Annotated in this window: 28 protein-coding genes and 2 pseudogenes; 15 read left to right on the plus strand and 15 right to left on the minus strand. The window is 71.8% G+C overall.

Annotation, left to right across the window (positions count from 1 at the left end; translation table 11 throughout):
* The first annotated feature begins 20 nt into the window (after nucleotides 1-20).
* On the plus strand, nucleotides 21-344 hold the full coding sequence (locus tag AC07FY_RS28765; protein WP_479011916.1) for an ArsR/SmtB family transcription factor: 324 nt from the start codon (nucleotides 21-23) through the stop codon (nucleotides 342-344).
* Complete coding sequence (locus AC07FY_RS28770; protein WP_479011919.1) at nucleotides 334-834, plus strand: N-acetyltransferase family protein; 501 nt, start codon at nucleotides 334-336, stop codon at nucleotides 832-834. The genes AC07FY_RS28765 and AC07FY_RS28770 overlap by 11 nt, the downstream gene beginning before the upstream one ends.
* Here the strand turns inward: AC07FY_RS28770 and AC07FY_RS28775 are convergent.
* The 4 genes from AC07FY_RS28775 to AC07FY_RS28790 are packed head-to-tail and all read right to left on the minus strand — an operon-like array spanning nucleotide 827 to nucleotide 3596.
* A complete protein-coding gene (locus AC07FY_RS28775) occupies nucleotides 827-1369 on the minus strand; it encodes a DinB family protein (protein ID WP_479011921.1) in 543 nt (180 codons plus the stop codon). The two genes, AC07FY_RS28770 and AC07FY_RS28775, sit on opposite strands and share 8 nt — an antisense overlap.
* A 36-nt stretch (nucleotides 1370-1405) precedes the next feature.
* Nucleotides 1406-2446, minus strand: coding sequence for an ArsO family NAD(P)H-dependent flavin-containing monooxygenase (locus AC07FY_RS28780; RefSeq protein WP_479011924.1), 1041 nt, complete (start codon nucleotides 2444-2446; stop codon nucleotides 1406-1408).
* Entirely contained in the window at nucleotides 2443-3228 is a 786-nt protein-coding gene (locus tag AC07FY_RS28785) for an aquaporin (protein ID WP_479011927.1), read from the minus strand. The genes AC07FY_RS28780 and AC07FY_RS28785 overlap by 4 nt, the downstream gene beginning before the upstream one ends.
* 53 nt (nucleotides 3229-3281) lie before the next feature.
* Nucleotides 3282-3596 carry an ArsR/SmtB family transcription factor gene (locus tag AC07FY_RS28790; RefSeq protein WP_479011930.1) on the minus strand — a complete coding sequence of 105 codons (315 nt, stop codon included), beginning with the start codon at nucleotides 3594-3596 and terminating at the stop codon, nucleotides 3282-3284.
* Between the two features lie 71 nt (nucleotides 3597-3667).
* Between AC07FY_RS28790 and AC07FY_RS28795 the strand changes: the two genes are divergently transcribed.
* The 9 genes and pseudogenes from AC07FY_RS28795 (at nucleotide 3668) to AC07FY_RS28835 (ending at nucleotide 9795) form a co-directional block, all read left to right on the plus strand.
* Nucleotides 3668-4099, plus strand: coding sequence for an arsenate reductase ArsC (locus AC07FY_RS28795; protein ID WP_479011933.1), 432 nt, complete (start codon nucleotides 3668-3670; stop codon nucleotides 4097-4099).
* Nucleotides 4100-4132: 33 nt separating this feature from the next.
* Nucleotides 4133-4422: pseudogene (locus tag AC07FY_RS28800) on the plus strand (NAD(P)/FAD-dependent oxidoreductase); the annotation flags it as partial.
* Between the two features lie 396 nt (nucleotides 4423-4818).
* Nucleotides 4819-5190, plus strand: a complete 372-nt coding sequence (locus AC07FY_RS28805; protein ID WP_479011936.1) for a hypothetical protein — start codon at nucleotides 4819-4821, stop codon at nucleotides 5188-5190.
* Nucleotides 5187-5444: a hypothetical protein gene (locus tag AC07FY_RS28810; protein WP_479011939.1), complete on the plus strand. Its 258-nt coding sequence runs from the start codon at nucleotides 5187-5189 to the stop codon at nucleotides 5442-5444. The genes AC07FY_RS28805 and AC07FY_RS28810 overlap by 4 nt, the downstream gene beginning before the upstream one ends.
* A 371-nt stretch (nucleotides 5445-5815) precedes the next feature.
* Complete coding sequence (locus tag AC07FY_RS28815) at nucleotides 5816-6034, plus strand: hypothetical protein (protein WP_479011942.1); 219 nt, start codon at nucleotides 5816-5818, stop codon at nucleotides 6032-6034.
* A gap of 63 nt (nucleotides 6035-6097) precedes the next feature.
* A complete protein-coding gene (locus AC07FY_RS28820) occupies nucleotides 6098-6445 on the plus strand; it encodes a VOC family protein (protein WP_479011944.1) in 348 nt (115 codons plus the stop codon).
* Between the two features lie 777 nt (nucleotides 6446-7222).
* Complete coding sequence (locus AC07FY_RS28825) at nucleotides 7223-8194, plus strand: hypothetical protein (RefSeq protein WP_479011946.1); 972 nt, start codon at nucleotides 7223-7225, stop codon at nucleotides 8192-8194.
* A gap of 94 nt (nucleotides 8195-8288) precedes the next feature.
* Nucleotides 8289-8918: a class F sortase gene (locus AC07FY_RS28830; protein WP_479011949.1), complete on the plus strand. Its 630-nt coding sequence runs from the start codon at nucleotides 8289-8291 to the stop codon at nucleotides 8916-8918.
* A gap of 232 nt (nucleotides 8919-9150) precedes the next feature.
* On the plus strand, nucleotides 9151-9795 hold the full coding sequence (locus AC07FY_RS28835) for a CBS domain-containing protein (protein ID WP_479011952.1): 645 nt from the start codon (nucleotides 9151-9153) through the stop codon (nucleotides 9793-9795).
* A 52-nt stretch (nucleotides 9796-9847) separates the two neighbouring features.
* On the opposite strand, the gene AC07FY_RS28840 is transcribed toward AC07FY_RS28835, so the two are convergent.
* On the minus strand, nucleotides 9848-10234 hold the full coding sequence (locus tag AC07FY_RS28840; protein ID WP_479011955.1) for a hypothetical protein: 387 nt from the start codon (nucleotides 10232-10234) through the stop codon (nucleotides 9848-9850).
* Between the two features lie 163 nt (nucleotides 10235-10397).
* On the opposite strand from AC07FY_RS28840, the gene AC07FY_RS28845 reads away from it, so the two are divergent.
* Entirely contained in the window at nucleotides 10398-11456 is a 1059-nt protein-coding gene (locus AC07FY_RS28845; RefSeq protein WP_479011958.1) for a helix-turn-helix transcriptional regulator, read from the plus strand.
* Here AC07FY_RS28845 and AC07FY_RS28850 read toward each other — a convergent pair.
* Nucleotides 11447-12433: an SDR family oxidoreductase gene (locus AC07FY_RS28850; protein WP_479011960.1), complete on the minus strand. Its 987-nt coding sequence runs from the start codon at nucleotides 12431-12433 to the stop codon at nucleotides 11447-11449. The genes AC07FY_RS28845 and AC07FY_RS28850 overlap by 10 nt on opposite strands.
* 310 nt (nucleotides 12434-12743) lie before the next feature.
* The gene (locus AC07FY_RS28855; RefSeq protein WP_479012053.1) at nucleotides 12744-13154 is read right to left on the minus strand and encodes a HEAT repeat domain-containing protein; all 411 of its coding nucleotides are present in this window, start codon (nucleotides 13152-13154) and stop codon (nucleotides 12744-12746) included.
* A 146-nt stretch (nucleotides 13155-13300) separates the two neighbouring features.
* Here AC07FY_RS28855 and AC07FY_RS28860 point away from each other — a divergent pair.
* Nucleotides 13301-13456, plus strand: a pseudogene (locus AC07FY_RS28860) (mycothiol transferase); the annotation flags it as partial.
* Nucleotides 13457-13483: 27 nt separating this feature from the next.
* Here AC07FY_RS28860 and AC07FY_RS28865 read toward each other — a convergent pair.
* Together AC07FY_RS28865 and AC07FY_RS28870 are read right to left on the minus strand one after the other, a co-directional pair.
* Nucleotides 13484-14248: an ABC transporter permease gene (locus tag AC07FY_RS28865; protein WP_479011963.1), complete on the minus strand. Its 765-nt coding sequence runs from the start codon at nucleotides 14246-14248 to the stop codon at nucleotides 13484-13486.
* Nucleotides 14245-14805 carry an ATP-binding cassette domain-containing protein gene (locus AC07FY_RS28870; protein ID WP_479011966.1) on the minus strand — a complete coding sequence of 187 codons (561 nt, stop codon included), beginning with the start codon at nucleotides 14803-14805 and terminating at the stop codon, nucleotides 14245-14247. Before AC07FY_RS28870 ends, AC07FY_RS28865 begins: the two co-directional genes overlap by 4 nt.
* A 137-nt stretch (nucleotides 14806-14942) precedes the next feature.
* Between AC07FY_RS28870 and AC07FY_RS28875 the strand changes: the two genes are divergently transcribed.
* The gene (locus AC07FY_RS28875) at nucleotides 14943-15110 is read left to right on the plus strand and encodes a hypothetical protein (RefSeq protein ID WP_479011968.1); all 168 of its coding nucleotides are present in this window, start codon (nucleotides 14943-14945) and stop codon (nucleotides 15108-15110) included.
* Between the two features lie 684 nt (nucleotides 15111-15794).
* Here the strand turns inward: AC07FY_RS28875 and AC07FY_RS28880 are convergent.
* The 5 genes from AC07FY_RS28880 to trpD form a co-directional block, all read right to left on the minus strand.
* Nucleotides 15795-16094 carry a chorismate mutase gene (locus AC07FY_RS28880; protein WP_479011970.1) on the minus strand — a complete coding sequence of 100 codons (300 nt, stop codon included), beginning with the start codon at nucleotides 16092-16094 and terminating at the stop codon, nucleotides 15795-15797.
* An 8-nt stretch (nucleotides 16095-16102) separates the two neighbouring features.
* The gene (locus tag AC07FY_RS28885; RefSeq protein WP_479011973.1) at nucleotides 16103-19333 is read right to left on the minus strand and encodes an amidohydrolase family protein; all 3231 of its coding nucleotides are present in this window, start codon (nucleotides 19331-19333) and stop codon (nucleotides 16103-16105) included.
* A 6-nt stretch (nucleotides 19334-19339) separates the two neighbouring features.
* The gene (locus tag AC07FY_RS28890) at nucleotides 19340-20599 is read right to left on the minus strand and encodes an MFS transporter (protein ID WP_479011976.1); all 1260 of its coding nucleotides are present in this window, start codon (nucleotides 20597-20599) and stop codon (nucleotides 19340-19342) included.
* The gene (locus AC07FY_RS28895; protein WP_479011979.1) at nucleotides 20596-21873 is read right to left on the minus strand and encodes an ATP-grasp domain-containing protein; all 1278 of its coding nucleotides are present in this window, start codon (nucleotides 21871-21873) and stop codon (nucleotides 20596-20598) included. The genes AC07FY_RS28890 and AC07FY_RS28895 overlap by 4 nt, the downstream gene beginning before the upstream one ends.
* Nucleotides 21874-21982: 109 nt before the next feature.
* Entirely contained in the window at nucleotides 21983-23053 is a 1071-nt protein-coding gene (gene trpD / locus AC07FY_RS28900; protein ID WP_479011982.1) for an anthranilate phosphoribosyltransferase, read from the minus strand.
* Nucleotides 23054-23177: 124 nt separating this feature from the next.
* On the opposite strand from trpD, the gene pdxR reads away from it, so the two are divergent.
* Nucleotides 23178-24566, plus strand: coding sequence for a MocR-like pyridoxine biosynthesis transcription factor PdxR (pdxR, locus tag AC07FY_RS28905; RefSeq protein ID WP_361760161.1), 1389 nt, complete (start codon nucleotides 23178-23180; stop codon nucleotides 24564-24566).
* 45 nt (nucleotides 24567-24611) lie between these two features.
* Here pdxR and AC07FY_RS28910 read toward each other — a convergent pair whose 3' ends face one another.
* Nucleotides 24612-25973, minus strand: a complete 1362-nt coding sequence (locus AC07FY_RS28910; RefSeq protein WP_479011985.1) for a recombinase family protein — start codon at nucleotides 25971-25973, stop codon at nucleotides 24612-24614.
* Between the last annotated feature and the right edge of the window lie 18 nt (nucleotides 25974-25991).

The following is a 25991-nucleotide window of genomic DNA, read 5'->3' on the forward strand; positions in this document are numbered from 1 at the left end:
TCGATTATCGTCGATGGGCGATGAAGACGATGCCGCTCAGCGAAGAAGACGCCCGCACCTACGCGGGCTGGTTCAAGGCCCTGGCCGATCCCACCCGTGTGCGGCTCCTCCACCTGCTCGCCGGCGAGAAGCGCGCGATGAGCGTGGGCGAGATCGTCGCGCGGGCCGACGTGGGCCAGTCGACCGTCTCGCACCACCTCAAGACTCTCGCCGAGGTGCGGTTCGTCCTCGCCGAGAGGCAGGGCACCTCCACCCTCTACACGGTCAACCACACCTGCCTGACCGTCTTCCCCCGCGCCGTACGCGCGATCCTCGGCGAGGAGGCGCCCGCCGATGGCTGCTGAGTTCGCCATCGCGGCGATGACTCCGGCGCACGCGGAGCAGGTGCTGGCGATCTACCAGTGCGGGATCGACGAAGGCAACGCCACCTTCGAAACCGCCGCCCCGACCTGGGAGGCGTTCGATGCCGCCAAGCTGCCGCATCACCGCTTCGCCGCGGTGGACGAGCAGGCGGAGGTCCTCGGGTGGGTCGCCGCGACCGCCGTCTCGGACCGATGCGCGTACGCGGGCGTGGTCGAGCATTCCGTGTACGTCGACCCGGCTGCGCGAGGCCGTGGCGTCGCCCGCGCCCTGCTCCAGGAGCTGATCGCCTCGACCGAGGCGGCGGGCATCTGGACGATCCAGTCCGGGATCTTCCCCGAGAACGCCGCCAGCCTCGCCGTCCACGAGCGGGTCGGCTTCCGCGTCATCGGAACCCGCGAGCGCATAGGCCGCCGGCGCGGCGTGTGGCGTGACGTGGTCCTGTTGGAGCGTCGGAGCCCGCTGATCAACTGAGCTCCCCCTCCAGAGTGAGCTGGTGGCGGTGGAAGTCGAAGTGCTGCGTCGGAAAGCGGTAGATGTCCGCGAGCGTCATGAAGTCCCGGAAGAACGGGTCCCAGCGGACGGGGTAGTGCATGCCACGGGCCAGGTCGGCATCCGACTGGGCCGCAAGGCGGCGGTGGAGGGAATCGATGACGCGGTCGAAGGCGGCGCCTGTCCGGCGCGGCCCGAAGACCTTCACCGCGCCGCACGGGCCGATGTAGTTGATCCAATCGAACGGTGTGGTCGCCGCGTTCAGTGCCTTGGCGAAGACCTTGCCGACGCTGCGAGGCGCCCGTCCGAACGCGTTGGCGAGGACCAGCAGCACCCGGGCGACCACGTAGCCGAAGAACATGTGCCACGGCAGCTGCTCGTTGGTCCACCGAGTACCGCGGGTGGGGCGGGCGAGCTCGGCCCGCGTGGCGCTGTCGAGCAGGTCGTGGAAGGTCTGCCGCGCGCGCTCGTAGTCCGCGTACACGGCCTGCCGGTCCATCGGGATCTCGCTCATCATGGCCTGCCGCCTCGATGATTCCCGCTGCTGGGCGGTTCAGGCCCTGAGGAGTTCGGCGATCTGACGGGCCGCTTCACGAGCCGTGCGGCCGACGCCGATGAGGGTCGCGGAGGCCGGGCCGGTCCAGTCTCCGTAGCCGAGGAGGTGGATCCGCGGGTCGGCGATGGCGCGGGTGCCTTCGGTGGGGATGCGGCCGCCCTCGGTGCGCAGGCCCAGCGGAGTCAGGTGCGAGAGGGCGGGGCGGAAGCCCGTGCACCAGATGATCGCGTCGCAGGGCCAGGTGCCGCCGTCGGCCCAGCGGCCTCCGTCGGCTGTCAGGCTGTCGAACATGCGGTGGTCGGGGATGAGGCCGGCGTCGCGGGCCGCGCGGACGGGCGGGACGGCGACGATGTCGCCGAGGTCGGAGATGCGGGGACCGCCGGACCGCACGCGCCGAGTGGCGAGTTCGAAGAGGGCGCGGCCGTCGATCTCGTCCGGCAGGTAGCGGGGCGGGCGCTGGGTGACCCAGCGGACGGTGGCGTGCGGGGCGAGGTCGGCGGCGATCTGGGCGCCGGAGTTGCCGCCGCCCACGACGATGACGCGCTGGCCGGCGTGGTCCCGGGGGGTGCGGTATTCCACCGTGTGGTGCTGGCGGCCCTGGAAGTCAGACCGGCCGGGGACGGCGGGGAGGAAAGGGCGCCACCAGGTGCCGGTCGCATTGATCACAGCGCGGGCGGTCCAGGCGCCCGTGTCCGTCTCGACGCGCAGCAGTGGCGAGGCGTCGTGCACGCCGGTGACACGGACGCCGCGCTGGACGGGGAGTTCGTACCGCTTCTCGTAGTCGGCCAGGTACTCCAGCAGGTGCGCGACGTCCGGGAAGGGCTTGCCCTCCTGCTGCGGCATGAGGCGGCCGGGCAAGGAGGAGTAGGCGGCCGGAGAGAAGAGGTGCAGTGAGTCCCAGGCGTGCTGCCAGGCACCGCCGGGGGTGGTCTGGGCGTCGAGGACGGTGAAGTCGATGCCCGCCCGGCGCAGGTGGTAGCCGGCGGCGAGCCCTGCCTGGCCGCCGCCGATCACCACCACGTCCGCGTGCTGCGTCACGCGCCGGCCACTTCCTGCTCCGTCTTTCCTCGCATGAAGATGACCGCTACCAGCGCCAGGCCCACGACGGCGCCCGCCAGCTGCATGGCGATGAAGGCGGGGACCGAGGCGGGCGCGATGCCCGCGAAGGTGTCCGTGAAGGCGCGCCCGATGGTGACGGCCGGGTTGGCGAAGGAGGTGGAGGAGGTGAACCAGTACGCGGCACCGATGTACGAGGCCACTGCGACGGGCGCGAAGCGCAGGCGATCGGTGCGGGCCAGTCCGAAGATCAGCAGGATGAGTCCGGCGGTCGCGACGACCTCGCCGAGCAGCAGGTTCCCGGCCGAGCGGTCGTGCGTGGACCACTGGACCAGCGGCTCGCCGAACATCGCATCGGCCAGGACGGCGCCCGCGATGGCACCGGCGATCTGGGACGGCAGGTACACCGCCAGCTCGCGGGCGGTGACTCCGGCGCCGCCGCGGCGGGCTGTCCACCACTCGGCGAGCGTGACGGCCGGGTTGAAATGCGCTCCGGACAGGGGGCCCAGCAGGGTGATGAGGACGCCCAGGCCGAAGACGGTGGCCAGGGAGTTCGCCAGGAGCTGCAGGCCCACGTCCTGGGTCAGCTCGGTGGCCTGGATGCCTGAGCCGACCACGACCGCCACCAGAGCGGCGGTACCGACGAGCTCGGCGGCGGCCCGGGCGACGAGCGGAGTGCGGGGCGGAGTCGCACCGGGTGCGGGCTGGGGCGTGGACGCGTCGGTGGCTATGACGGTCTCCGCGACGGGCTCGGCGACGGACAAGGACTTCTCCTCGGGCGGGTGCGTGCGCAGGTGCGAGTAAGGCAGGGGGCGGACTACGGGCAGGACCGCTTGACGTTCGACTCGGCGGTGACGCGCGCGGTCTGGGCAAGAGCGGCGAATTGGCCGGCGATGGTTTCGATGACCGCCGGACGCACGCGGTAGTACGTGAATCTTCCGCACGGCTCCGTCTCCACGACGCCGGCCTCCCGCAGCACCTTCAGATGGTTGGAGAGGTTCGTCTGCTTGGCACCCGTCTCCTCCACGAGGTGGGTGGTGCAGAGCGTTTCCCTGGCCAGGAGGGTCACGATCCGGAGCCTGAGCGGGTCGGCCAGAACCCTGAGCAGATCAGTGTCGACTGACATCATCATGTGCTGATACTGTCACATCACTCGGGGCTGATACCAGTCCGGGATGAGTCATTGGATTGAAGGAAGAGACGATGTCCTCCACCCCGCTCGCATCCGTGCTGTTCGTCTGCGTCCACAACGCAGGCCGATCGCAGATGGCCGCCGGATTCCTGCGCCACCTCGCGGGCGACCGGGTCGAGGTCCGCTCCGCCGGCTCCGTCCCCGGAGAGCAGATCAACCCCGCCGCGGTGGCCGCGATGGCCGAGCTGGGGATCGACATCTCCGACCAGAAGCCGAAGGTCCTCACTCCCGAGGCCGCCCAGGCATCGGACTACATCATCACGATGGGCTGCGGGGACGCCTGCCCGTACTTCCCCGGCAAGACCTACCTCGACTGGCAGCTCGAGGACCCGGCCGGCCAGGGCGTGGACGCCGTCCGCTCCATCCGCGACGAGATCAAGGGCCTCATCGAGGGCCTTGTCGCCGAGATCGACGCCAAGAACGCGAAGGAGCAGGAGAGCTGACCGCATCATGACGCATGACGACGACGCGAGGTCATCATCACCGGCTCCGGCCCTGCCGGTTACACCGCCCCGCCGTACACGGCCCGCGCACGGCTGAAGCCCCTGCTCTTCGGCAGCTCCATATGCGTCGGTGGCTCGCTCACCACGACCACCGAGGTGGAGAACTACCCCGGCTTCCCCACCGGCATCGACGGCCCGGACCTGATGGACAACATGCGGGCCCAGGCGGAGAAGTTCGCGCCGAGATGATCGACGACGACATCGTCTCCGTCGACCTCAGCGGTGACATCAAGCCGCTGACGGACTCCGAGGGTACGGTCCACTGAGGGGCGAAGCCGGCTCCCTGGGCTGCCTGCGAGACGAGAGACGAGATGAACCCCATCGCGGCGGCCGCGATGGGGTTCATCTGTGGCTGCATGGACACCACCGCCGGCCCCCGGCCAACCATCACCCAACAAGCCCGGACATGGTGAGCGCAGGCCACTCCCGGGTGTGGCGTCCCGAGCATCCCGTCGCTCCAGGGCCAATCAAGATCGAACCCCTTGCACACGACGCTCCGACAGCAGGGGTTCGGCATTCGGGTCGTGAATTGAGAGCTTGTCGAAGTATCGAACAGGTAGTTCACGACCGCTGGACCCTCCGCAAGCCCGGAAGGAGACGAGAAGAAATGATCACGGGAGAGCCGGTAGGTTCGGAGTGCCGATGGAGAGGAGCACCCCGTGACACCGGTACCGCAGCATGACACCGCGAACGAGCTGATCCCCCGCCCGGAACGCACCGCGAGCGCCCTGCGTGCGGCCCTGGCAAGGGTTGATCCGTCTCGGCTGGGGGAAATGCAGCGCACGATGGACGAGGCCTTCGCCCAGGCCATCGACCACAAGTCGCTCGCTCCCATCCAGGCCTGGCTGTTGGTCTGGGCGCAGAAGATCGAGATCGCCCGGCGTGTGGACCTGCGGTCGCGCTACCAGCACGCGCAGGACGTGCTGGCCACGTACGACAAGACCGGGCATGACGACGAAGAAGCGGTAAACAAGGCCCTCGCCGATATCAGCGCTGTACTCGATGAAGCCCATCGGGCGGTGCGCGGTTGACTTGGAAATGGGAGTACGCCTTCAGCGCCGAGGCAGCCGCCAGGACGGCGCCCGCCGCTTTCCTGCGGGAGGTGGAGAAGAAGGCGGACGAGCTGGTGCGCGTGTGCGAGGTCGGCTACCTCCACGCCAGCGACCACCAAGGCCTCGACCCCAACGGCGACACGCTCACTCTCCCCGGCGGAATGATCACATACCAGGTCGTCGTCCGCCGCGAACGCGTCTACATCGTGCAGATCATCGCCCTGGAATGGTGAACACCCCACTGACTGCGGATGCGGCGGCCTGCGGTGACATCACCGCGTCCGTGATCGTGGAGATGGCTGCTTGCGGCCAGCCAGCCGCGCCGGGGCTGTCGAGAGCCTGTCCGCGTTCGACGCGCCGGTCTCTTCATAGGTGCCGTACGGCTGACTGATGGTCGAGCGGCGCGGCAGCCGCCGCCATCTGGAGCACCTATGCCGGCAAGTAGACCCTCAAGGGCCAGCTGGCCCGAGCCTGGCCGGCTCTTCGGACGACCTGCCTGGACGCCACCGCGAATGCCAACGAGGTCCGCAGCAACCTCCACGTATCGCACTCCACTTGGGGCGAGAGCAAGCGGCGCACGTACCACCCCGCGGGCGCCGCCCGGGTGGCCGCGGCGATCTCCGACGGCACCGCGGAGCTCCAGCCGCACTGGCGAAACGACACCTCCGAGGCCAAGCTGCTCGCTCAGCACCTTCCGAGGAAGAACCTGCCCGGTGCGATCCGGTGCGCCCTGCTCGTCGCCGTCCCGTTGGCGATCATAGTCATCCTTCTGATCATCTCCTGGAACGGCTCCGGATCGTCTTCGCCCTCCTCCTGGCACTGACCCACCAAAGTCCGCTCAATCGAGATCCGCTTCGCCGCCCCCCGATCTTGTTTGGAGTCTTCGATGGCAGTTCGTCGCGTCGTGCCCAACATCCAGTCCGAGGCCGCCGAGGAGAGCCGGGAGTTTTACGGCCTGCTGGGCTTCGAGGAGGTCATGAACCACGGCTGGATCATGACGCTCGCCTCCCCGTCCAGCCCGGCAGCGCAGATCAGCGTCATGTCCAGCGACAAGACCGCACCGGTCACGCCGGACATGAGCGTTGAGGTGGACGATGTGGATGCGGCCTACGCGGTCATGCAGGAGCGTGGGGTGGAGATCGTCTACCCGTTGCAGGAGGAGGAGTGGGGAGTACGGCGGTTCTTCGTCCGTGACCCCAATGGCCGGGTGGTCAACGTGTTGGGCCACCGCTGACGTCCTCCTGCGGTCGGCGACCTTGCTGGTGACAGCCACTCGTCGATGGCCCCGACCAGCACCGTCGCCTCCTGACGGACCGAGTTTGTCCTATCACTGGCCAACCATGCCGACGTTGTGGGGTGAGGACGCCCCGCAGTTCGGCTGCTGGAAAGGCGTCCGTCACGAGGTGTCGTTGGGCAATAGTGCCGCGGCTCTCGGTTTCGGGGTGGCCGGGTGAATCGATATGCGGCACCGCGACGCAATCGAGGAGAGCCAGGCCGTTGAAACGAGCCGGAGGTTCTCCAAAAGAGGTTCACGCTGCGGCCGGGGATTTGCGCTTCCGTGTCGTCTCACGCCTTGTCCTGCCCGCGGACTCCGCCAGGCCGATGGCGTTGGCGACGATCGAGCCGGCCGCGGAGCCTCGGCTGGGAGGGTGGTCGGGTGAAGCCAATAGGGACGGCCGGGCGCTTCGCCCGTGTTGAACAAACAACGTTCGAGCACGGGCCGGATCGACCCCATCGACCTGTGCAGTCTGGCCGTAGGCCAGTCTTTTACGCTCGAACAACGGTTCTTTGTGGGCAGTGAAATGACGACCCTTGCCCACCGGAAATTCGCTGCGGAATCGACATATCCATTCGCTGTTACGCGGCGATGACAGGAAGCAGATCGTCCGCTCGCACAAGATCCGTAGTTTTTTCCTCAGCAGCCCGCCGGACCCTCACCCGGACGAAACCCGACAGAGACAACGCGGCATGCGGCTCTCCCTTCCTTTCCAAACCGCTTCAAGGAGTCGTTATGCGTACCGCCGCCCGCACCGCCATCGCCACCGCCGTGCTCGCCGGGGCTCTTCTCGCCCCCGCCGGTGCCGCCTTCGCCGCCACCCCTGCGAGTGCCGCGGCCGCGCCGTCCTCCGTCCCCGACCGGTACGCCGGCACCCCCGTCTCCATCGACAAAGGCCTGGTCGCGGTGCTGCGTTACCGGGCGGAGGGACCCGAAGCCTGGATCCGCTCCGTCTCCGCGGACTGGAAGCCGGGCGACGACTACATGGGCTCGGTGGTCACCGTCCTCGACGACAAGCACCGCTCCGGCTCGGCCAACGACCTGAAGCTGGAACTGGTCGAGGGCGCAGAGATCCACGTCCAAACCCTCGTCGTGACCAAGGACGGCAAGAGCACCTCCTACCCGCTGCCGAAGGGCCAGGGTTCCGAGTGCCAGTCCGGGCCGGTGCACCAGGTGCTGGGGCGCGGCCTGGAGGCCCAGCTGACCATGTCGCCGTCGGGCCCCGTCGCCACGCTGTACGGGCCCGCCTCCGAGACCCCGTGGCGAACGCTCGACCGGACCAACCCCACGCTGCCGGCCAGGGAGGGAGAGGTACGCATCCTGAACGCGAGCTCGGCCGAGCCGGTCCTGGAGTGGCACCTGCAGAACGGCGCTCCGTGGGGCCACGCCGCCTTCCCGAAGCTGCGCCCCGGCTGCACGCCCTTCTACACGCTGCAAACGCCGACCCAGAAGCCTCAGCCGGAGACCCCGGTGTCCCACGAGCCCTCCGCCAAGCCGTCCACCGCGCCCACCACCGCCGCCCCGAAGTCGCCGACCTCCGGCCAGACCTCCGTCGTGCCCAAGGGCGGGGTCGCCGCGGGTGCCGAGATCGCGGCCGGGGACACCCCCAGCGACACCACCACCGTGGCGGCCGGGGCCGGGCTGATGGCGGTCTTCGGTGCGCTCGGGGCCAGCGTGGTCCTGCGCCGCCGCCGCGTGCAGGACTGACCCCGCCCCTGCCCGACCCGCCTGCCACGCCTGCCACGCCTGCGGCGGGCCACCCTTCCGGTGGCCCGCCGCAGCCCGTTCCCGGAGCGCCCCCATGGCCCACCGCGCCGCCCGCCCGCTGTTCGCCGCCGTCCTCCTCGCCGCCGCCCTGACCGGGTGCGGCAGCAGCGGCGCGACCACCGCCACCACCACCGCCGACCCGGCCCCCGCCGCCGCCCCGCCCTCGGTCACGCCCACCACCGCCCCCGCGGCGCCGGCGCCGGCCGCTCCGCTGCCCGCCTCCGCTCCCGTCCGCGTACGCATTCCCTCGGCCGGGGTGGACGCCTCACCGCTGCTGACGCTGGGGCTGGCAGCCGACGGCACGGTCGAGGTCCCCTCCGTCGCCGACGCGGACAAGATCGGCTGGTACGGCAAGGGCGTCACCCCCGGGGAGACCGGCCCCTCCGTGCTGATCGGCCACTTCGACACCGTCCGCGGACCGGCCGTGCTCAAGGACGTCTCGCGCGTCCGCACCGGCGACGAGATCACGGTGTCCCGGGCGGACGGCAGCACCGCCGTCTTCCGCGTACGCGAGCTGGAGCAGGTGGACAAGAAACGGTTCCCCACCCACAAGGTGTACGGCGACACCGCCCGCCCCGAGCTGCGCGTCATCACCTGCGGCGGGGACATCACCGACGGCCACCGGCCCGACAACATCATTCTGTACGCCGATCTCGTGGGCTGATTCGCCCGGCAGCACAGCCGGCACCTACCGCGCTCGGAGGCACTCTGGCGTGGGGCCGTCGCCTCCTCGCCAGGTCAAACGTCGGTGGTCGCTGGAGCGGCGGGGTGCTGTCATGAAGAGGGAAGACGCGTTGACGAGCCGGCAGGGTCTTGGAAGCCGGAGCGCCGCGCGTCGTCCGCCCGGGGTGGTCCGACCGCGGCCGCCCCCTCGCCAAACGGAGGAGGCCGATGCCATGCTGCACCGCCGCACCGTCGGGGACGTAATGACCGGGGATGTCGTCACCGTCCGCCCCGACACATCGGTCGAGGACGTCGTCGGCCTGCTCGATGCGAACGACATCGTCGCGGCCCCGGTCGTCGACGACGACGGAGCCCTCGTCGGCGTCGTGTCCGCGTCCGACGTGCTGCGGCACGAGACCGGGATGCCCGATCCGCAGGGGAAGGACGGGAGCGAAGAGGGCGCCTGGGGCAAGGCCCGCGCTCGGACCGCGGGCGCGCTCATGAGCAGACCCGTCTTCACCGCCCGCGCCGACTGGACGATTCCCCGGGCCGCTCGGGAACTCCGCAGGCGGCACGTCAAGCAGCTGCCGGTGGTCGGCGACGACGGGCTCCTCACCGGCATCGTCAGCCGCAGCGATTTGCTCGACGCCTTCATCCGCTCCGACGCCGAGATCCGCGGCGAGGTGGAGCAGGACGTCCTGGGACGCATCCTCGGCTTGGACAAGGGCGCCGTCGCAGTCGAGGTGCGGGAGGGGGTCGTTGCCCTGCGCGGTCACGTCCCGGAGCCGCGTCTGGTGCCGGTGGTCGTGGGCCTCTGCCAGGGCGTCGACGGTGTCGTCGCCGTGGACGCCCACCTCGCCACCGCCGGGGCGCGGTAGGTCAGGATTGCCAGCGCGCCAGCAAGGCGCTGACACTGACCACCTACGACGCTCACGGCGGGCAGTGGGTGAGGAGTATCCGGGCGCGGTTTCGGAGTGCTTCGTCCTGGCGGATGACGCGGTCTTCGACCCCCGAGCGGATCACCCGTTCGTCTCCGTCGGCGAGAGCGGCAAGTCGGCTCACGTGGTCGCTGGTCAATGCGTCGGGGCCGAGTGCTTCCAGGGCGTCGCAGGCACCCTCCGGATCGGCGCCCTGTCCGGCGGAGCGGAGGACGGCCTCGGCGAGCGCGGTGCGGTCCAGTGAGGCGGGTTCGGCCACGGCCGTGAGGGCCAGCACTGCGGCCGGTGCCTGTGCCGGATCATTGAGGGCGGCTTCCAGACGGGCGGCGAGCGGCCGTCCCGCCGGGCCGAGGAGGGCCGTCGTGCGGGCCGCCCGCACCACCGACCACCGGGACCATGGGTTCTGTTCGGCGCGTGCGAAGACCGAGTCCAGAACGGCGACTGCCCCGTCCGCGTCCGCCGCGACACGCCACAGAGCCTCAGCGAGGGCCCAGCGGCGGCAGGAGATCCCGTTTGTTCGTCGGGTCGGTGATCCTTTGAGGATGCGTGCCGCCCGCCTGATCCGTATGGCTCTCCTGATCCAGTCGAACCCCGGCCTGACCGCGGCCGCCCTCGCTCGTGAGCTGGAGGTCTCCGAGCGGACCGTGATCCGCGACGCCCAGGCGTTGCAGGAGGCCGGCGTCCCCGTCCGATCGGAGCGGGGTCGGGTGGGCGGGTACTTCCTCGCCGCGGGTTACCGGACCCGGCTCACCACGCTCCATCCGAGCGAGGCGGAGACGCTCTTCCTGTCCGGTCTGCCCTCGGCGTTGCAGGATCTGGGGCTGTCGGACGCGGCGGAAACCGCCCGGCTGAAGCTGACCGCGACCCTGCTCCCGTCGGTACGCCAGGCCGCCGAGTCCTCGGTGCGCCGCTTCCACCTCGACGCCCCGGCGTGGTTCCGCGAACCCGCCACCCCGGAACTGCTGCCGGAGCTGGCCCGCGCGGTGTGGGCGGACCGGGCCGTCCAACTGTCCTACGCGCGGCCCGGCCGGGACGGTGCACGGTCCTCTGCCGTGGCGCGGGTGGTGGAGCCCTACGGGCTCGTGCTGAAGGCCGGCACCTGGTACGCCGTGGCCCGCATCCCCGGTGAGCGGGAGGATCACGACGGCGCCTGGCGTACCTACCGCGTCGACCGGATCACCGCCCTCGGCCCCGCTCCCGGCGCGGAGGAGCCGTTCGTGCGCGACCCGTCCTTCGAGCTGGCCGCGCACTGGGAGGCCCACTCGGCCGCCTTCGCCCGCACCCTGCTGTGCACCACCGTCACGATCCGACTGACCGGCCGGGGGCTACGGCGGCTGCCCGCCGTCGTGGACGGGGCCGCCGTCGCGGACGCGCTCGCCTCCGCGAGCGCCCCGGACCCCGCCGGCCTGGTCACCCTCGACCTGCCGACGGAGTCCGAGGACGTCGCCTTCGACCAGCTGGCCCGGCTCGGCGCGGACGCCGAGGTGCTCGCCCCGGCTTGCCTGCGTGCCCGGTTTCGTGAGCGCGCCGCAGCCCTGGCCGCCCTCTACCGGGCCGACCCTCAGGAGGCGGAACCCGGGGAAGCCGAGGATCAGCGGTAGTCCTCGGGGGAGCCATCCTTGCCGCCGTAGACGACGTCCTCGAAGTAGGCCCAGGCGTCGGGCCGGCTGCCGTCCACGTCCGTCACCCCGTACACCCTGGCGAGTTCCCCGCTGGAGGTGGACTTGCCGTTCCACCGCTTCGCGCGATCCGGGTCGGCGGCCAGCGCCGCGACCGTACGGGCCAGGTAGCGCGGGGACTCCGCGATCGCGAACGCCGGCTCCTGGGCGATCGCGTCACGCCAGTTCTCCTCACTCACTCCGAAGTGGGAGAGCATCTGCTCCGAGCGCAGGAAGCCCGGCGAGACCGCGACCGCCGTGCCCCCGTACTCCGCCAGCTCCTGCCCCAGCCCGAACGCGAGGCGGATCGGGGCGTTCTTCGCCAGGTCGTAGTAGATGTTCTCCCGGTAGCGGCGGTTGAAGTGCGCGGTGCCGTCGGTTACCTCCACAAGCAGCGGCGCGTCGGAGCGGATCAGCAGCGGAAGCAGCAGCGCCGCCGTGATCACGTGCGAGCGCGCGCCGAGCTCCAGGATCCGCAGGCCGTCGGCGAGCGGTGTCTCCCAGCTCTTCTTCCCGAACACTGAGCTGACCAGCAGGTGCTCGCCGCCCCACAAGTCGTTGACGAGGATGTCGAGGCGGCCGTACTCCCGGTCGATCCGCTCGACGAGGGCACGTACCTGGGCTTCGTCGAGATGGTCGGTGGGAACCGCGATCCCGGCGCCGCCCGCTGCGGTGACGAGTTCGGCGGTCTCCTCGATGGTCTCGGTGGTCCGGCCGACCTCGCTGGCCCGGGCCCGGGTGGTTCGGCCGGTGACGTACACGGTCGCCCCTGCCCGGCCCAGCTCCACGGCTTGCGCCCGGCCCGCCCCGCGGGTAGCACCCGCCACGAGCGCGACCCGCCCCGCGAGCGGACCCGCTGGGCTGGCCTGCACGGTGCTCTGAGTGCTCTGGGCGTTCTGAGAGATGTCCTCGTTGTTCATGTCATCCATCGTTCATGCCAAAACTGACAGAACACGTCACCCTTTACCGGGGGTCCCGCGCATCACTCGGACCACAGCGCAAACACCCCAGGTAGATGCAGGCGGCGGCGTCGCCCACCTGCGGGACGTCATGGGTGCAGGGTGCGGTAGCGGGCACGATCGCAGCAGAGCAGCGATGCCCCCCGTTCTCCGCCCCGCCCGCCAACGCATCAGCGTGCTGTTCGCGATGCTCCGCGACAGCACCTTCTACGAACCCCGCTTCCCCCAAGCGGCGGCTGCGTGAACCAGCCCACAGGCAGGCCGATTCACGTCAACGCCTTGTGTCGTCTGCCCACGCCGAGATATCAGCGGCAGCCCGTCGGACAGCGTCTTCCTGGTCCCGGGCAAGGCCCGCGCAAGCCGCTGCGACGTTCGGCACACCACCGTCCGCACCCACGAGCGCGTCATGCACCCCGGTCTGCAGCCAGTCAGCCTGGTTGTCGTCAGCCTCGGCAACCGCGAGAGCAATGAGCCTTACCGCGGCCACCGTCCCCACCCGGGCCAGGGCCTCTGCCGTCTCCCGGGTCACCGCCGTGTCCTCGACGTCCAGCAGCAGCCCCACCAGCACTTCGGCAGCCTCAGGAACATCAACGAAGGAAGCAAGGTCGCGCCCGGCACGAACACGTTGCGCCCATGAAGGAGACGACGCCTCAGCCAAGGCCGCCTTCAACCCGCTCATCATCTGTGGCACGACCAGACAGTCTCATGCCCCACGAAGAAGATCGAACCCCGGACCGGGGTTGCCCACACGCTTGACGAAGAACGAAGAACATAGAGGCACCCCCCCCCCGCTTCTCGGGCAGCCCGGCCGCGCGGAACCACACCATGTTGGGCGTGGCCGTTCCCCTCCCTGCCCCCCCCTGGCCCCCGCCGGAGCCCGTCTCCTGGTCGGCGCGCCGGATCCTGCTGCACCTGGTCAAGGAGACGGCCCGGCACGCCGGTCACGCGGACATCATCCGCGAGGTCTTGGACGGTGCGAACTCCACCGCTCGGCGCGAGGGGCGGCCGGCGTCACGTACGGGGCTCCCAGCGGAACTTGCGGATCGCGATCCACGCGAACAGGGCCGTCCACGCGACCGTCAGCGCGACTCGGGCCAGCGCCGCGCCCACCGTCAGTTCCGCCGTCCAGCCCGAGCGGATCAGATCGACCGTCGAGGACAGCGGCGCGAACAGGAGCGCCTCGCCGAGCGGATCGGGCAGCACCTCGCGGGGGATGTAGACCCCGGAGATCATCGGCAGGATGAAGATGGCCGGGAGCGTGGCGACCATCACCGACTCGACGGTGCGGCAGAGCGCCGCGGTCGCCGCTGCCATCGCCGTCATCAGTGCGACGCCGGTGACGAGTCCGGCGAGCGCCGCGAGCAGCGCTTGGGGAGCCGCGTCGAACATCACCGACAGCACGGCGGTCACCACGATGATCTGCACGACGGCGATCGTCACGTACATGGACGCGCCGCCGGCGAGGATCACCGGGTCGGACAGCTCTCCCGTCCGCAGCCGTTTGAGGACCAGCTCCTCCCTGCGTGCCACGTACAGGCCGGTGACGGAGGAGTAGAGGGTGAAGATGAGCAGGGTCCCCGCGGCGGTCGACACCATGAGCGGTCCCGCGTTCAGGCCGTACTTGGCGATGTCCAGCTGGTCCTGGACGGCCCGCATCGTCACGAGGATCATCAGCGGTACGAACACCACGAACAGGTAGTTCGCCTTGATCCGGTTGAACAGCTTCCACTCGATGCGGAACAGGGCCTTCATGTGCCGTATGGCCGGAGCGTTCACTCGTCCTCCCCCTCCTGCTGGTGCCGGGTGTCCTCGGCGTCCTCGTGCGTACCGGCGATCCTGATGAAGGCCTCCTCGAGGGAGGCCGGGCGGGCCGTGAACCGCTCCAGCTCGACGTCGTTGTCCTCGGCCCAGGCCAGGAGCCGGGCGGCGTCCTTCTGCAGCCGGTCCGTGGTGACGGTCACCCGGCCGTCGCGCTCCTCCGCGGTTCCGCTGACCGGCAGGTCGCGGACGTTCCACTGCTCGGGGAGACCGAACGACAGCGTCGACGGGTGATCGGCGACGATCTGCGAGACGGTACCGGTGCCGGCGATCCGCCCCCGGTGCATGATGGCCAACCGGTCGGCGAGGGATTCGGCTTCTTCGAGGTAGTGCGTGGTGAGCAGGATCGTCGTGCCCTGCTCCCGCAGCTCCCGGACGAGCCGCCAGGTGGCGTGGCGGCCTTCGGCGTCCATGCCTGCCGTGGGTTCGTCGAGGAACAGCACCTCGGGGTGGGACAGGGTCGCGACCCGCAAGCACACGCAGGTGTGCGGTGACGGAACGGCCGAGGTCCGCATCCGCAGCTCCTACATGCCCACCACCACCGCGTCCGTGACGGTCTGGGCACGGACAAGGCGACCGACTGCGCCCCGTGGACGAGCCTCACCCGCTGGCCCATCGGCTGACCACCGACACCATCAAAGGAGACACAGCCATGAACGACATGAACGGCATCGACATCACCGATCTGGACGAGGTCATCGCCAAGACCTTCCGGGAGGTCAAGACGGCCATCAACAGCCACAACGAGAAGAGCCTCCACATGTACAGCGCGGCCCTGCGCGCACTGGTGGAACTGCGCCGGGAAGTCACCCCTGGCTGACCCGGCACCGCCGCGTGGTCCCGGGCTCCCGCCCGGGACCACGCCTTCGGCCCCCGGCTGGAGCCGAGGGCCGAAGGCGTGCGGGCCGGCCGCTCGGCGCGGCCCGTACGCGACCCCTGCGGCGCGGCGTCAGTGGCGGACGACGCCGGTCCGGGGTCAGGAAGAGGACGATCTCGCGCCGCGCCTTCTTGTCCGTGCAGACGCCGCGCTCCGTGATGCCCCAGTCCCCGGCGCCGATGAACCCGCTCCCGATGTCGCAGCGGCCATCAACTACGCCCACGCCCCGTTGTGATCCCGCCGAGGGGCGATGAGGACCGGACCTTCGACTCCACCAGTTGGCGCGGCATCGCGCTGTTGTGACCCCTCAGAGGGCGATGAGGACTGGCTGAGCGTGCGAGCCCTGTTCCGACCGCCCCGTCCTGTTGTGACCCCCCGGAGGGTCGATGAGGACTGCGACGAGTCCGGCGCCGGAGCGTCCAGCCCGTAGTTGTGACCCCCCGTAGGGGCGATGAGGGCCTCCAGGCGCTGGATCTGCGCCAACGGGCTACCGTCGTTGTGATCCCTCGGAGGCTCGGCGGGGACTCCTCCGGTCCGGAAGCCCCTCCGCACCATGTCGCATTTCATCCATCACTCTCGGAAAGGACCCGGTGGGGCCCCGAGTCCCGCGCGCCGCTGTTCCGCTCGCTACGGCGCGGTGGCGCCGCGGTGCTCGGTGAGTTCGAGGTCGATGAAGGCCCCGACCATGGCCCGCCAGACGGCGTCCGCGACCTCGGGGGCCAGCCCCGCGGTCTCGGCCCTGGCCCGGGCCGCCGCGATCACCCGCTCCGCCCGGTCGGGGGCGCGTACGGCCCGTTCGTCGGCCTTGAAGCCCGCCGCCGCCCGCACCAGCCGTTGGCGCTGGGCGAGGAGGTCGACCAGCTCCCCGTCGAGCGCGTCGATCAGGGAGCGGATCTCGGTCAGGGACCGGGGGCTGGTGCTCGGCATGGGCGCCATCATTTCATGCGGTGGTCCTCGCAGCAGCCGTCCTTGACCATTTGCTCGGTGACCGCCGCCCAGCCGCCCGCAGGCGCCGCCAGGTCGGCCATCCGGCCCGTCCGCGGACCGCCGAAGGCCCCTTCCAGTGCGGCCCGTTCGTGTAGGACCCCGCCCCGCACGACACCGGCCGTACGGATGAGGGAGGCGAAGTCCTCGAAGGGGTCGCCGTCGACCAGCGTGAGGTCCGCCAGCTTCCCCCGCTCCACCGTGCCCAGGTGCCGGTCCGCCCCGAAGACCCGGGCGGGCGTCAGGGTGGCCGTGGTCAGCACCTCGGCCGGCGAGAGCCCGTACCGGTGCAGGGCGCGCATGGCCATGTGCAGGTGCAGTCCGACCGGGGACAGGGGCGCGTCGGTGCCCAGTACCAGCCTGCCGCCGCCGCGCGCCACCCGTCGGTAGGCGTCGACCTCGCGTTCCAGCACGGCCAGTTCACCGTCCGTCGGCGGCCGGGAGGCCAGCCCCTGGACGACGGAGACGTCCCAGGGCGGCATCATCGCCGTCACCCGCGGGTCCTGCGCCACCTCCGGGTGCGCGCCGATCAACGCCATCGCAGTGAACGGGGTGGCGATGAGGTCGAAGCGGCCCCGGTTGTAGATCTCCAGGGTGTCCTGGTGGGTGTGGCCCTCGGCGCTCGCGCCGTGCCCGTACTCGGCGCGGTCGGTCGACAGCAGGTGCGTGGTGAGGTCCATCCCGGACTGGATCCCGGCGGCGCACAGGTGCGTACCGCTCAGCACGCCCAGCCGCTCGTGCGCGTGGCGGGCGGCCGCGGCCATCTGCCGGTAGGGGGCGCGCACGTACGTCTTGACGAAGTCCCAGTCCAGCGCGTCCGCGCGGGCCAGGGAGCGGGCGAAGCCCTCGTCGGTGCGGTGCGCGCGGCCCATGCTGTAGCCCACGCGCGAGCCGTCGAGCAGTTCCCCCGTGGCCAGCAGCCGGGGCGCTGCCAGCAAACCCGCGGCGATGTCCTCGCGCAGCCGCGCCTGTTCGTAGGCGAACCCGCCGAGGGAGACGGCCGTGGTGATGCCGTACGCGAGCTGGAGGGCGCCCTGGCGGGCGCCGTAGGTGTACTGCCAGGGGTGCACGTGAGAGTCCCACAGGCCGGGCAGGACCGTACGCGCGGAGGCGTCCACGGTACGGACGGCGGCGCGACCCGGACGGTGCGGTTCGACGGCGGTGATCCGGCCGCCGCTGATGAGGACGTCCACGTCGGCGCGCGGCGCGGATCCGGTGCCGTCCCACAACAGTCCGGCGTGCACGACCGTGTCGACGGGGGTGGGACGGCGGTAGGTCAGCGACACCGGCACGGTGCGCGGGGCTCCGGCGGGCGCACCCGCGGCGTCGACGCCGAGCAGCCGCAGCCGGCCGCTGGACTGGTAGAGCAGGGTCCGGGAGTCCCCCGACCAGGACGGGTGGTCGGCCGGTTCCTCCGTCAGGAGGCGGGCCTCGCCCGCCGGGGCGCCGTCGGGGCCCACCGGAAGCAGCCACAGCGCGGACTCGCTGACGCAGGCCAGCGCCCGTCCGTCCGGTGACCATACGGGCCCCGAGGCGTACCGGTCGGACAGGGACACGTGCGGGGCCAGGCCGTACAGGCGGGCCGCGCCGGTGTGCGTGTCGACGACACGGATGAGGTTGTGGCCCTCACGGAAGCGGAAGTTGAGTCGGTTGCGGTCGCAGAGGGCGAGGTAGCGGCCGTCGGGTGACCAGCTCGGCCGGCCCGGGAGCCCGCCGCCGCCCAGCGGGGCGGCCAGCACCCGCTCGGCGCCGGTTGACAGCTCCCGCACCAGCAGGTTGCCCGCCATGTCCAGGCAGGCCAGCCGCGTTCCGTCCGGCGAGGGCACCCCGTGGACGCGGCCGCCGGGGGCGAGGACGCTCTCCGCTCCCCCGTGGAGCTCGCGGCGGCGCACCGCACCCAGCCCGTCCCGGTCGTCGGTCCAGATCAGCGCGCGGCCGTCGGGGGACCACACCGGGCCCTGGACGTAGGCGGTGGGAGGGCTCTGCAGGATCTTGCGCGGGGAGCCGCCGGAGACGCCCACCACCCACAGCGCGTTCAGCGCGGCGAAGGCGATGCCGAGCCCGTCCGGGGACAGGCTCGGCTGGTGGATGCCGCGCACCGGGCGGGAGGACTCGGCCTCCAGCGCGTACTCCTTGACCGTGTAGCGGGGCCGGCGGACCCGGAGGGTGGCGTCGAGGGCGATCTCGCGCCCCCGGTCGTCGCGGTGCGGGCGGATCACCCGAAAGCGGCCGCCGACGGTCAGCAGCAGTTGCTCGTCGTCGATCCAGCGAGGCGGGGCGGGCGCGAGTTCGGCGTCCAGCGCCACCTGCCGGCCGTCCACGAACAGGGCCATCGCCTCGGTCTTCGGCGGCCCGGGTGTGCTCCGCAGCCACGCGGTGCGCCCCGCCGGGGAGACGGCGGGCGTCAGCAGGTTGCCCTCGGCGGTGGTGTGCTCGACGCGCGCCGCGCTCCCGTCGGCCGCGGCGGACACGAGCATGCGGGCCGTCAGCGCGGGCGCGGTCCAACCCGCGCGGACGAACAGCAGCCGGGAGCCGTCGGCGGACCAGGCCGGGTCGAAGTCCTCCCACGGGCGGTCCTGTCCGGGCCCGTCCTGGCCGGGGCGGCCGGTTACCTGTGTCAGGGCGCCGTCGCGCACGGACACCGTCCAGATGCGGTACGGGGTGCCGGCGACGGGGTCACCGCCGCGCTCGGAGCAGAAGGCGAGGGTGCGGCCGTCCGGCGACCAGGCGGGCGCGCGGTCGTCCCAGGGGCCGTCGGTGAGCCTGCGCAGACCGGAACCGTCCGCCCGCATCAGCCAGATGTGGAAGGCCCCGTCCCGGTAGGCGCTCATGGCGACCTGGCGGCCGTCGGGCGAGAAGACCGGCCGGTTCGGCTCCAGGTCCGGCGGGGTGAGCGCGGTGGCGGCAGAGCCGTCCCGGGGCACCGCCCACAGGACGCCCTGTACCTCGGCGACGATCCGATCCCCGCCGGCGGTCGCGGTGGCGGCGCCGTTGGTGGCGTCCGTGAAGCGCAGGGACACCTGCTCGCCGGCTTCCGCGGCGGCCGGGGCCGGCGGTACGGGATCGGGCGACGGCGCCTCGGCCCGGGCGGGCGGGGCGGCGAATCCGTCGAGGAGCAGCGCTCCGGTCAGAGCCGTTCCTGAGGCCGCCGTGAGTACGCTTCTGCGGGGAACCGGTGACACGTTCTCTCAACTCTCCTTGTGTGAAGGGGACGTACGGCGCGGTGAGGCCGGCATCCCGAAGTGGGCGGCGAGCGCCGCGAGCACCGCGACGGCCCCGCACAGCAGCCAGACGGCGTCGCCCATCAGGGCCCACGCGGCAACCCCGGCGGCGGGACCCACGGCGGAGCCGACGCCGAACATCGCCTGCGAGGCGCCGAGGTACTGGCTGCGATCCTCCGGAGCCGCGGCCAGCGCGGGGTAGGCGGTCATCGTCGGGGAGCCGATGATCTCGCCGACGGACCACACCACGGTGGCGAGCACCAGTCCGGCGAGGCCCAGCGGCAGGGCGTAGGCCGTCAGGCCCGCGCCGACGGCCAGAATCCCGGCGATGCTCGACACCCGGGCGGGCCAGCGCTGCACCTGCCGGGTGACCAGCAGCTCGCAGAGGATGACGATGGCCCCGTTGACCGCGACGAGCACGCCGTAGACGAAGACGTCGAAGCCGTGGGCGCGCACGGCGAGCGGCAGCGTCGACAGGTACTGGGTGTAGACGGCGGAGAAGCCCAAGATGGCCAGCAGGAACAGGACGAAACCCCGGTCGTGCAGCACGGCCCGGTAGCCGGTGGGGCCGGTCCCCCGCGGCCGCGCCGACGGGGCGGCCGTACCGCGCGGGGGCCGGTCGCGCGGGAGCAGCCGCTGCCCGAGCACGGCGACGGCCAGGGCCGCTGCCGCCTCCGCCCAGAAGAGCAGGGCGTACGAGTGGGCGACGAGCAGCGCCCCGATCAGCGGGGCGGCGGTGGTGCCGACGTTGGTGGCGAGCCGGTACATGGCGAAGACCATCACGCGGCGCTGCTCGCTGGTCAGGCGGCTGACCAGCTCCGCGGAGGCGGGCCGGTAGACCTGGCTCGCCGCGCCGGTGCCCGCGGCGAGCAGCAGCAGTACCGGGTAGGAGTGGGCATACAGCAGGGCCGCGGTGAGGACGGCGTTGACGGTCATCGAGGAGACGATCGAGGCCCGGACGCCGATCCGGGCGACGAGCCAACCGCCCAGGAGGATCCCGGCGACCGCGCCGGCGCCGTGTGCGGCGAGGGCGAAGCCCGCCCGCACCACGGGGAAGCCGCCCGCCACCATGTAGAGCACCAGGAACACCTGGAGGAAGCCGCCCAGGCGGTTCACCATGATCCCGGCGATCACCGCCTTGACGGGCAGGGGGGCTTCGCGCCAGGTGCGCGCGATGCCCACCGCTTCCATCCCGGCGGCGTTCCGCGTGCCCTCGTCCACGCTCATCGCGCTGCGGTGACCGGGGCAGCCGCTTCGAGGCGTACGGCGTCCTCGGCCGCGTCCAGGGCCGCCCGGCAGGCGTTCGCCGTGTCGGCGGCGGCCACCAGCATGGCGTAGCGGCCGGTGTGCGAGGCGGGCGGGAGTTCCAGGATGTGACCGGGCCGGGCGACGACCCGGGCGATCTCGATGGCGGCGGGGAGCCGGTCCCGGTCGATGGTGACCCGGCCCACGACGGTCTCCACCTCGGGGTAGAGGAAGCGGACGGCGGCTGCGCCGTGCCGGGCGACGCCCTGTTCGGGGTGCTTGCCCAGGGCCAGGGAGGCGGCGGCGAGGCCGGCGTTCCATCCGGTGGCCAGCAGGCCGAGGTAGGAGATGAAGTCGCCGCCACTGCGCGCGTTGACCTCGACCAGGGCCGGGCCGCGGGCGGTGAGGCGCCATTCCGAGTGCGTCCAGCCGCGGGTGATGCCGACGGCGGCGTGCACGGTGGTCAGTACCCTCAGCAGTTCGGGGTCGGTGAGCAGCGGGTCGGCGGCGTCGACGCCATGGCCCACCTCTTCGAAGTTGGGGGGCGGGCTCAGCTCCTTGCGGGCCACGAAGAGCGGGGTGACCTCACCGTCCCAGATCAGGGCGTCGACGCTGATCTCGGGGCCGTCGAGGTACTCCTCCACGAGGACGGGCTGCTCGAAGCGCTCGCGTACCTCGACCATGGTGGTCCCGCGGATGCCGGGGAAGATCGCGGCGAGTTCCTCGGGCGTGCGGGCCATGCGGGTGCCCGTGCTGCCGACCAGCGCGCGCGGCTTGACCACGACGGGGTAGCCCGTCCGAGCGGCCGCCGCGTACGCCTCGTCCAGCGTGGACACGGCGGTGGAGCGGGCCTGGGGGCCGCCGGCCGCGGCCACCGCGAGACGGGTCAGGTGCTTGTCGCGACAGGTCAGTACCGCCTCCGGGGTGAGCCCGGGCAGACCGAGGGCTCGGGCCACCCGGGCAGCCGGCAGGATGCGCGTCTCGTCCCAGCACAGGATCGCGTCCGCGCCGACGGGACCGGCGTGGCGGGTCATGCCCTCGGCGTCCAGGGTGTCGACGAGGGTGTGCCCGGTGATGAACGGGGCCTCCCAGCCGGGCTCCCGGTCGGAGAACAGCCAGATCCGGTGCTCGTGCGCCACGGATTCCAGCAGGTGGCCGCGGGTCTCCTGGTCCATGGGGCTGATCAGGATCAGCAGCGGACGGACATCGGGGCCGGGGGCGTCCGACGAGGGTGGGAACGGCGACGGGGAGGGCATCGGGCACCTTTCGGTTCGGGAACGGCTGCGTGCCGCGGGCCGTGCGACGGCCGGTCGTCGCGGAGCGCAAGGCGAGCGGAGGAATGGCTACGGGTACGGGGTCGCCGGGTCAGGGCGCGAACTTGGCCGAGACCTCGGCCCAGCGGCCGGTCAGGGCGGTGGCGGCGCCGGAGTCGACGGCCTCGGCGGCCCGTTCCAGCTGGTCCCCGATCCGCTCGGTGAAGGGGAGAGCGGCCACCCGCGGGTCCTCCACGGCGGCCAGCGCGGTGAGGGCGGCAGCCGCGGAGAGCAGGACGGCGTCCCGTACCGGGCTCCGCTGCCCGGCGAAGACCGCGCGGGCCACCCGGGCGTTGTGGGCGGTGTCGGCCCCGCGCAGGGCCTCGGCCGGGGCCGGGGCGATGCCCACGTCGCGAGGGTCGAAGGCTTCGGCCCGCACCTCGCCGCCGTACACGCTCCACACCCGGGAGGTCGTGGTGACCGTGAGTTCGTCGAGACCGTCGTCGCCGTGGAAGACGAATGCGGATCCGCCGCCGTGCGCGAGGACCTCGGCGAGCAGCGGGGCCCGGTCGGGGAAGGCCGTACCGACCGCGAGGGCCGCGGGGCGAGCCGGGTTGGTCAGCGGGCCCAGCAGGTTGAGGACGGTGGGGATGCCCAATTCCCGGCGGGCTGGGGCGGCGTGCCGCAGGGCCGGGTGGAACCGCTGGGCGAAGCAGAAGGTGATGCCGGTCTCGGCGGCGGTCCGGGCCACGTCCTCGGGCCGCAGGTCGAGCCGGACGCCCAGCGCCTCCAGGACGTCGGCGGACCCGCAGGACGAGGAGGCGGCCCGGTTGCCGTGCTTGACGACGCGCGCCCCGGCCGCGGCGGCCACGACGGCGGCCATGGTGGAGATGTTGACCGTACGGGCGCGGTCGCCGCCGGTGCCGACGACGTCGATGGTGGGGCCCGGCACGTCCAGGGGCACGGCGTGGGCGCGCATCGCGTCGACGAAGCCGCGCACCTCGGTGGCCGTCTCCCCCTTGGCCCGCAGCGCGACGAGCAGCGCGGCCAGTTGGGCGGAGGTCGCCCCGCCGGTCATCACCTGTTCCATGGCCCAGGAGGTTTCGGCCGCCGCCAGGTCCTGCCCGTCCAGCAGGGAATCGAGCAGGTCCGGCCAGGTCGTCGTCAGTTCGCGGGCTGTCACGGAACTCAGTCTGCGAATCCAGGTGACACCACGCCAGACCAGTTGACCGGCTCGGAACCGGACCAATCGCAGTCCGCCTGTAAGTTCGTGATTGACGCAACACACGTTTGAACAGGGGGATTCCATGACGTGGCACGTCGTGTTAGAGGTCCGTCGGGACGGGCCCGAGCCACTGGGCGCCCAGATCGCGGACCAGCTGCGCCGCCAGGTGGAACAGGGCCGGCTGGCGCCCCGTTCCCGGCTGCCGTCCAGCCGTCAGCTCGCCCAGGACCTCCGGGTGTCCCGGAGCGTGGTGGTGGAGGCGTACGAGAAGCTCACCGGGGAGGGGCTGCTGGAGTCGGTGCGCGGGTCGGGGACGCGGGTGGCAGCCCATGCCGACACCCGGATCAGGAAGCCGGTGGTGCTGGTGGACCGGACGGTGCCCCCGGCCCGGTTCAACCTGTTGCCGGGTACGCCGAACGCGGCGACCTTTCCGCACCGCGAGTGGACGAGTTCCTACCAGCGGGCGGTGGAAACGGCCCGCTACCAGGGGCTCGGCTATCCGCCGCTGCTCGGTGTCGACCAGCTGCGCACGGAGCTGATCACCTACCTCGGCCGGGTGCGCGGTGTGCTGGGGCACCCCGACAACACCATGGTGACGGGCGGGTTCGCGCACGGTCTGGGGCTGATCTGCGCGGCCCTGGTCGAACTGGGCGTGCACCGGCTGGCGGTCGAGGACCCGAGCCACGACCGGCAGCGTCAGTTCATCGAGGAGAACGGCATCCGGACGGTGGCGGTGCCGGTGGGGGCGGAGGGGGTGGAGATCGAACCGCTCTACGCCAGCGGGGTGCGGGCCGTGCTGGTCACGCCCTCGCACCAGTTCCCCCTGGGCGTCCCCATGTCCCAGCAGCGCAAGCAGGAGCTGGTGCGCTGGGCGCAGGACACCGGCGGCTGGATCATCGAGGACGACTACGACGGCGGGCTGTGGCTGGACCACCGCGGCCGCCACCTCGCGATGCAGCCCGTGAGCCCCGAGCGGATCATCTACGCCGGTACGGCGAGCAAGCTCCTCGCGCCCGGTCTGCGGTTGGGGTGGCTGGTGCTGCCGCCCGAGCTGACGCGGGTGACGGAGATGGTCCGGGTCAGGCGGGACCTGGGTGGCGACGGACTGATGCAGCTGGCGTTCGCGGACTTCCTGCGCAGCGGGCTGCTCGACGGTCACCTGCGCAGGATGCGGACGCGCTACCGGGCGCAGCACGGGACCCTGATGCAGGCCGTGGAGCGGTACCTGCCGGCCGCGACGCTGGTGGGTCCGGTGGCCGGGCTGCACGTGTTCGCGACGCTGCCGGAAAGCGCGGATGAGGAGCGGCTGGTGGCCCGGGCGCTGGCACGGTCCGTCCTGGTCAAGGGCGGCCGGGTGTTCTACGACCGGCCGGGCACCGCCCTGCCCGGTCTGGTCCTGGGGTACACGGCCATGGGCCGGTCGGGCATCTCGGAGGCGATCCGACGCATCGGGGAGGCGTACGAGGAGTGATCCCGCACGGTACGCCTCCCCGGACGAACGGCGTTTCCCTTCCGGTCAGTTGAAGGGAGACAGCGCGGAGCGGGCCCGGATCCAGGGATCGAGCACGGCTGTCCCCGCCGCGCGGTGCTGCGGCAGCAGCGTGCGGTCGGCGTCGAACAGCCGGTCCTGGTAGAAGCCGCGCAGGTACGGGGCGCCAGAGGTGCCGCCCGAGCCGGTTGCCCCCGGTGAGAGGTAACGCAGTGCCACCCCGTAGTGGACCTTCCGCCAGGCGAAGAGTTCCTGGTCGAGGCGGTGGGCCGCGTCCAGTACCCGCTGCCCGGACCCTTCGTCGGGCACCCTGCGCAGCAGGCTCCGCAACGGCTCGAAGTCCGGGTTCTGGTGCATCAGTACATAGGAGTTCTCGGTGGCCTCTCCGAGTGCCTCGACCTTCTCGGGGTGAACTCCGAGCAGGTGGATGTGGAGCAGCTGGGTGGGGAAGGCCTGGACGGCACTGGCGTCACCGGTGGCCGCCCGGAAGCCGTGGAAGTGCTCGACGGGCATGGTCCTGCGCAGCACGAGCAGCGCCTCGGTCTGCGCGGCGGCCATGGTCGCGGCGCGTTCCAGGCACTCGGTGGCGTACTCCCACCGCCCAGCGCGCAGCCATTCGGCGGCGGACATCACCCGGGTGAGCACGCCCCAGGTGGTGGCCTCGACGAGGTGGATCACCCGCAGGAAGGTGACCTCGTCGTGCTGGGTGGTCTGCGGGAGGACGGCCAGGTGCTCCAGGATGTCGGCGCGGCCGTGCGGGAGCAGGTAATCCTGCCAGTGGCGGGGCGGTTCGACGGAGGCAGGCCGCAGCGCAGGGGCGCGCCCGGCGGTCAGCGAGACCAGCGAGCCGAGCCGCGCGATGCGTTCCGTGAGCTGCGCGGCGCTGGGCAGGGCGTCCTGGGCCCACTTCTCGGTGCCCTCGACGGTGCGCTGTTCGTACGCCCGCCAGCCCGCGGCGATGGCGCGGATCGCCTGCCAGCAGGCCCGCTCGACGGCTCCGTCAGGAACGTGGGCGCGGGTGCCGAGGACGTGGTTGAGGAGACGGACGTTGCCGTAGGGCTGGTAGCGCTTGCCGCGCCGGTCCAGGGGACCGCCGCCACGGGCGGCGACCTCCTGGGGACTCTCGCCGTCGGGGAGGGCCAGTTTCCATTCCGCCTGGAAGACGAGCTCGGCCAAGCGGAGCACGGCCCGCTCCTGACGGGTGAGCCGGTCACGGTCCAGGGCGAGGAGGACGACGATGTCCTCGTAGGCCTCGGCCATCCAGGCGCGCAGTCCGGGGTCAAGGTGGTCGCGGCCCGCGGCGCGGGCGTGGCGGACGTAGTCGGCCAGGTCGAAATCGAGTACGGCGCGCAGAGTCGTCGTAGTGGTGGCGGTGGTCGTGGTGCGCATCGCGGTTCCCCCCGGATC

It is taken from the genome of Streptomyces sp. NPDC045967 (genome assembly GCF_056430495.1).

What these genes read in the sequence shown, in the direction of transcription:
- AC07FY_RS28765 (WP_479011916.1), top strand. Translation starts at nt 21, where the DNA reads ATGAAGACGATGCCGCTCAGCGAAGAAGACGCCCGCACCTACGCGGGC.
- AC07FY_RS28770 (WP_479011919.1), top strand. Translation starts at nt 334, where the DNA reads ATGGCTGCTGAGTTCGCCATCGCGGCGATGACTCCGGCGCACGCGGAG.
- AC07FY_RS28775 (WP_479011921.1), bottom strand. Translation starts at nt 1,369, where the DNA reads ATGATGAGCGAGATCCCGATGGACCGGCAGGCCGTGTACGCGGACTAC.
- AC07FY_RS28790 (WP_479011930.1), bottom strand. Translation starts at nt 3,596, where the DNA reads ATGATGATGTCAGTCGACACTGATCTGCTCAGGGTTCTGGCCGACCCG.
- AC07FY_RS28795 (WP_479011933.1), top strand. Translation starts at nt 3,668, where the DNA reads ATGTCCTCCACCCCGCTCGCATCCGTGCTGTTCGTCTGCGTCCACAAC.
- AC07FY_RS28820 (WP_479011944.1), top strand. Translation starts at nt 6,098, where the DNA reads ATGGCAGTTCGTCGCGTCGTGCCCAACATCCAGTCCGAGGCCGCCGAG.
- AC07FY_RS28825 (WP_479011946.1), top strand. Translation starts at nt 7,223, where the DNA reads ATGCGTACCGCCGCCCGCACCGCCATCGCCACCGCCGTGCTCGCCGGG.
- AC07FY_RS28830 (WP_479011949.1), top strand. Translation starts at nt 8,289, where the DNA reads ATGGCCCACCGCGCCGCCCGCCCGCTGTTCGCCGCCGTCCTCCTCGCC.
- AC07FY_RS28835 (WP_479011952.1), top strand. Translation starts at nt 9,151, where the DNA reads ATGCTGCACCGCCGCACCGTCGGGGACGTAATGACCGGGGATGTCGTC.
- AC07FY_RS28845 (WP_479011958.1), top strand. Translation starts at nt 10,398, where the DNA reads ATGCGTGCCGCCCGCCTGATCCGTATGGCTCTCCTGATCCAGTCGAAC.
- AC07FY_RS28850 (WP_479011960.1), bottom strand. Translation starts at nt 12,433, where the DNA reads ATGAACAACGAGGACATCTCTCAGAACGCCCAGAGCACTCAGAGCACC.
- AC07FY_RS28855 (WP_479012053.1), bottom strand. Translation starts at nt 13,154, where the DNA reads ATGATGAGCGGGTTGAAGGCGGCCTTGGCTGAGGCGTCGTCTCCTTCA.
- AC07FY_RS28870 (WP_479011966.1), bottom strand. Translation starts at nt 14,805, where the DNA reads ATGCGGACCTCGGCCGTTCCGTCACCGCACACCTGCGTGTGCTTGCGG.
- AC07FY_RS28875 (WP_479011968.1), top strand. Translation starts at nt 14,943, where the DNA reads ATGAACGACATGAACGGCATCGACATCACCGATCTGGACGAGGTCATC.
- AC07FY_RS28880 (WP_479011970.1), bottom strand. Translation starts at nt 16,094, where the DNA reads ATGCCGAGCACCAGCCCCCGGTCCCTGACCGAGATCCGCTCCCTGATC.
- AC07FY_RS28890 (WP_479011976.1), bottom strand. Translation starts at nt 20,599, where the DNA reads ATGAGCGTGGACGAGGGCACGCGGAACGCCGCCGGGATGGAAGCGGTG.
- AC07FY_RS28895 (WP_479011979.1), bottom strand. Translation starts at nt 21,873, where the DNA reads ATGCCCTCCCCGTCGCCGTTCCCACCCTCGTCGGACGCCCCCGGCCCC.
- pdxR (WP_361760161.1), top strand. Translation starts at nt 23,178, where the DNA reads ATGACGTGGCACGTCGTGTTAGAGGTCCGTCGGGACGGGCCCGAGCCA.
- AC07FY_RS28910 (WP_479011985.1), bottom strand. Translation starts at nt 25,973, where the DNA reads ATGCGCACCACGACCACCGCCACCACTACGACGACTCTGCGCGCCGTA.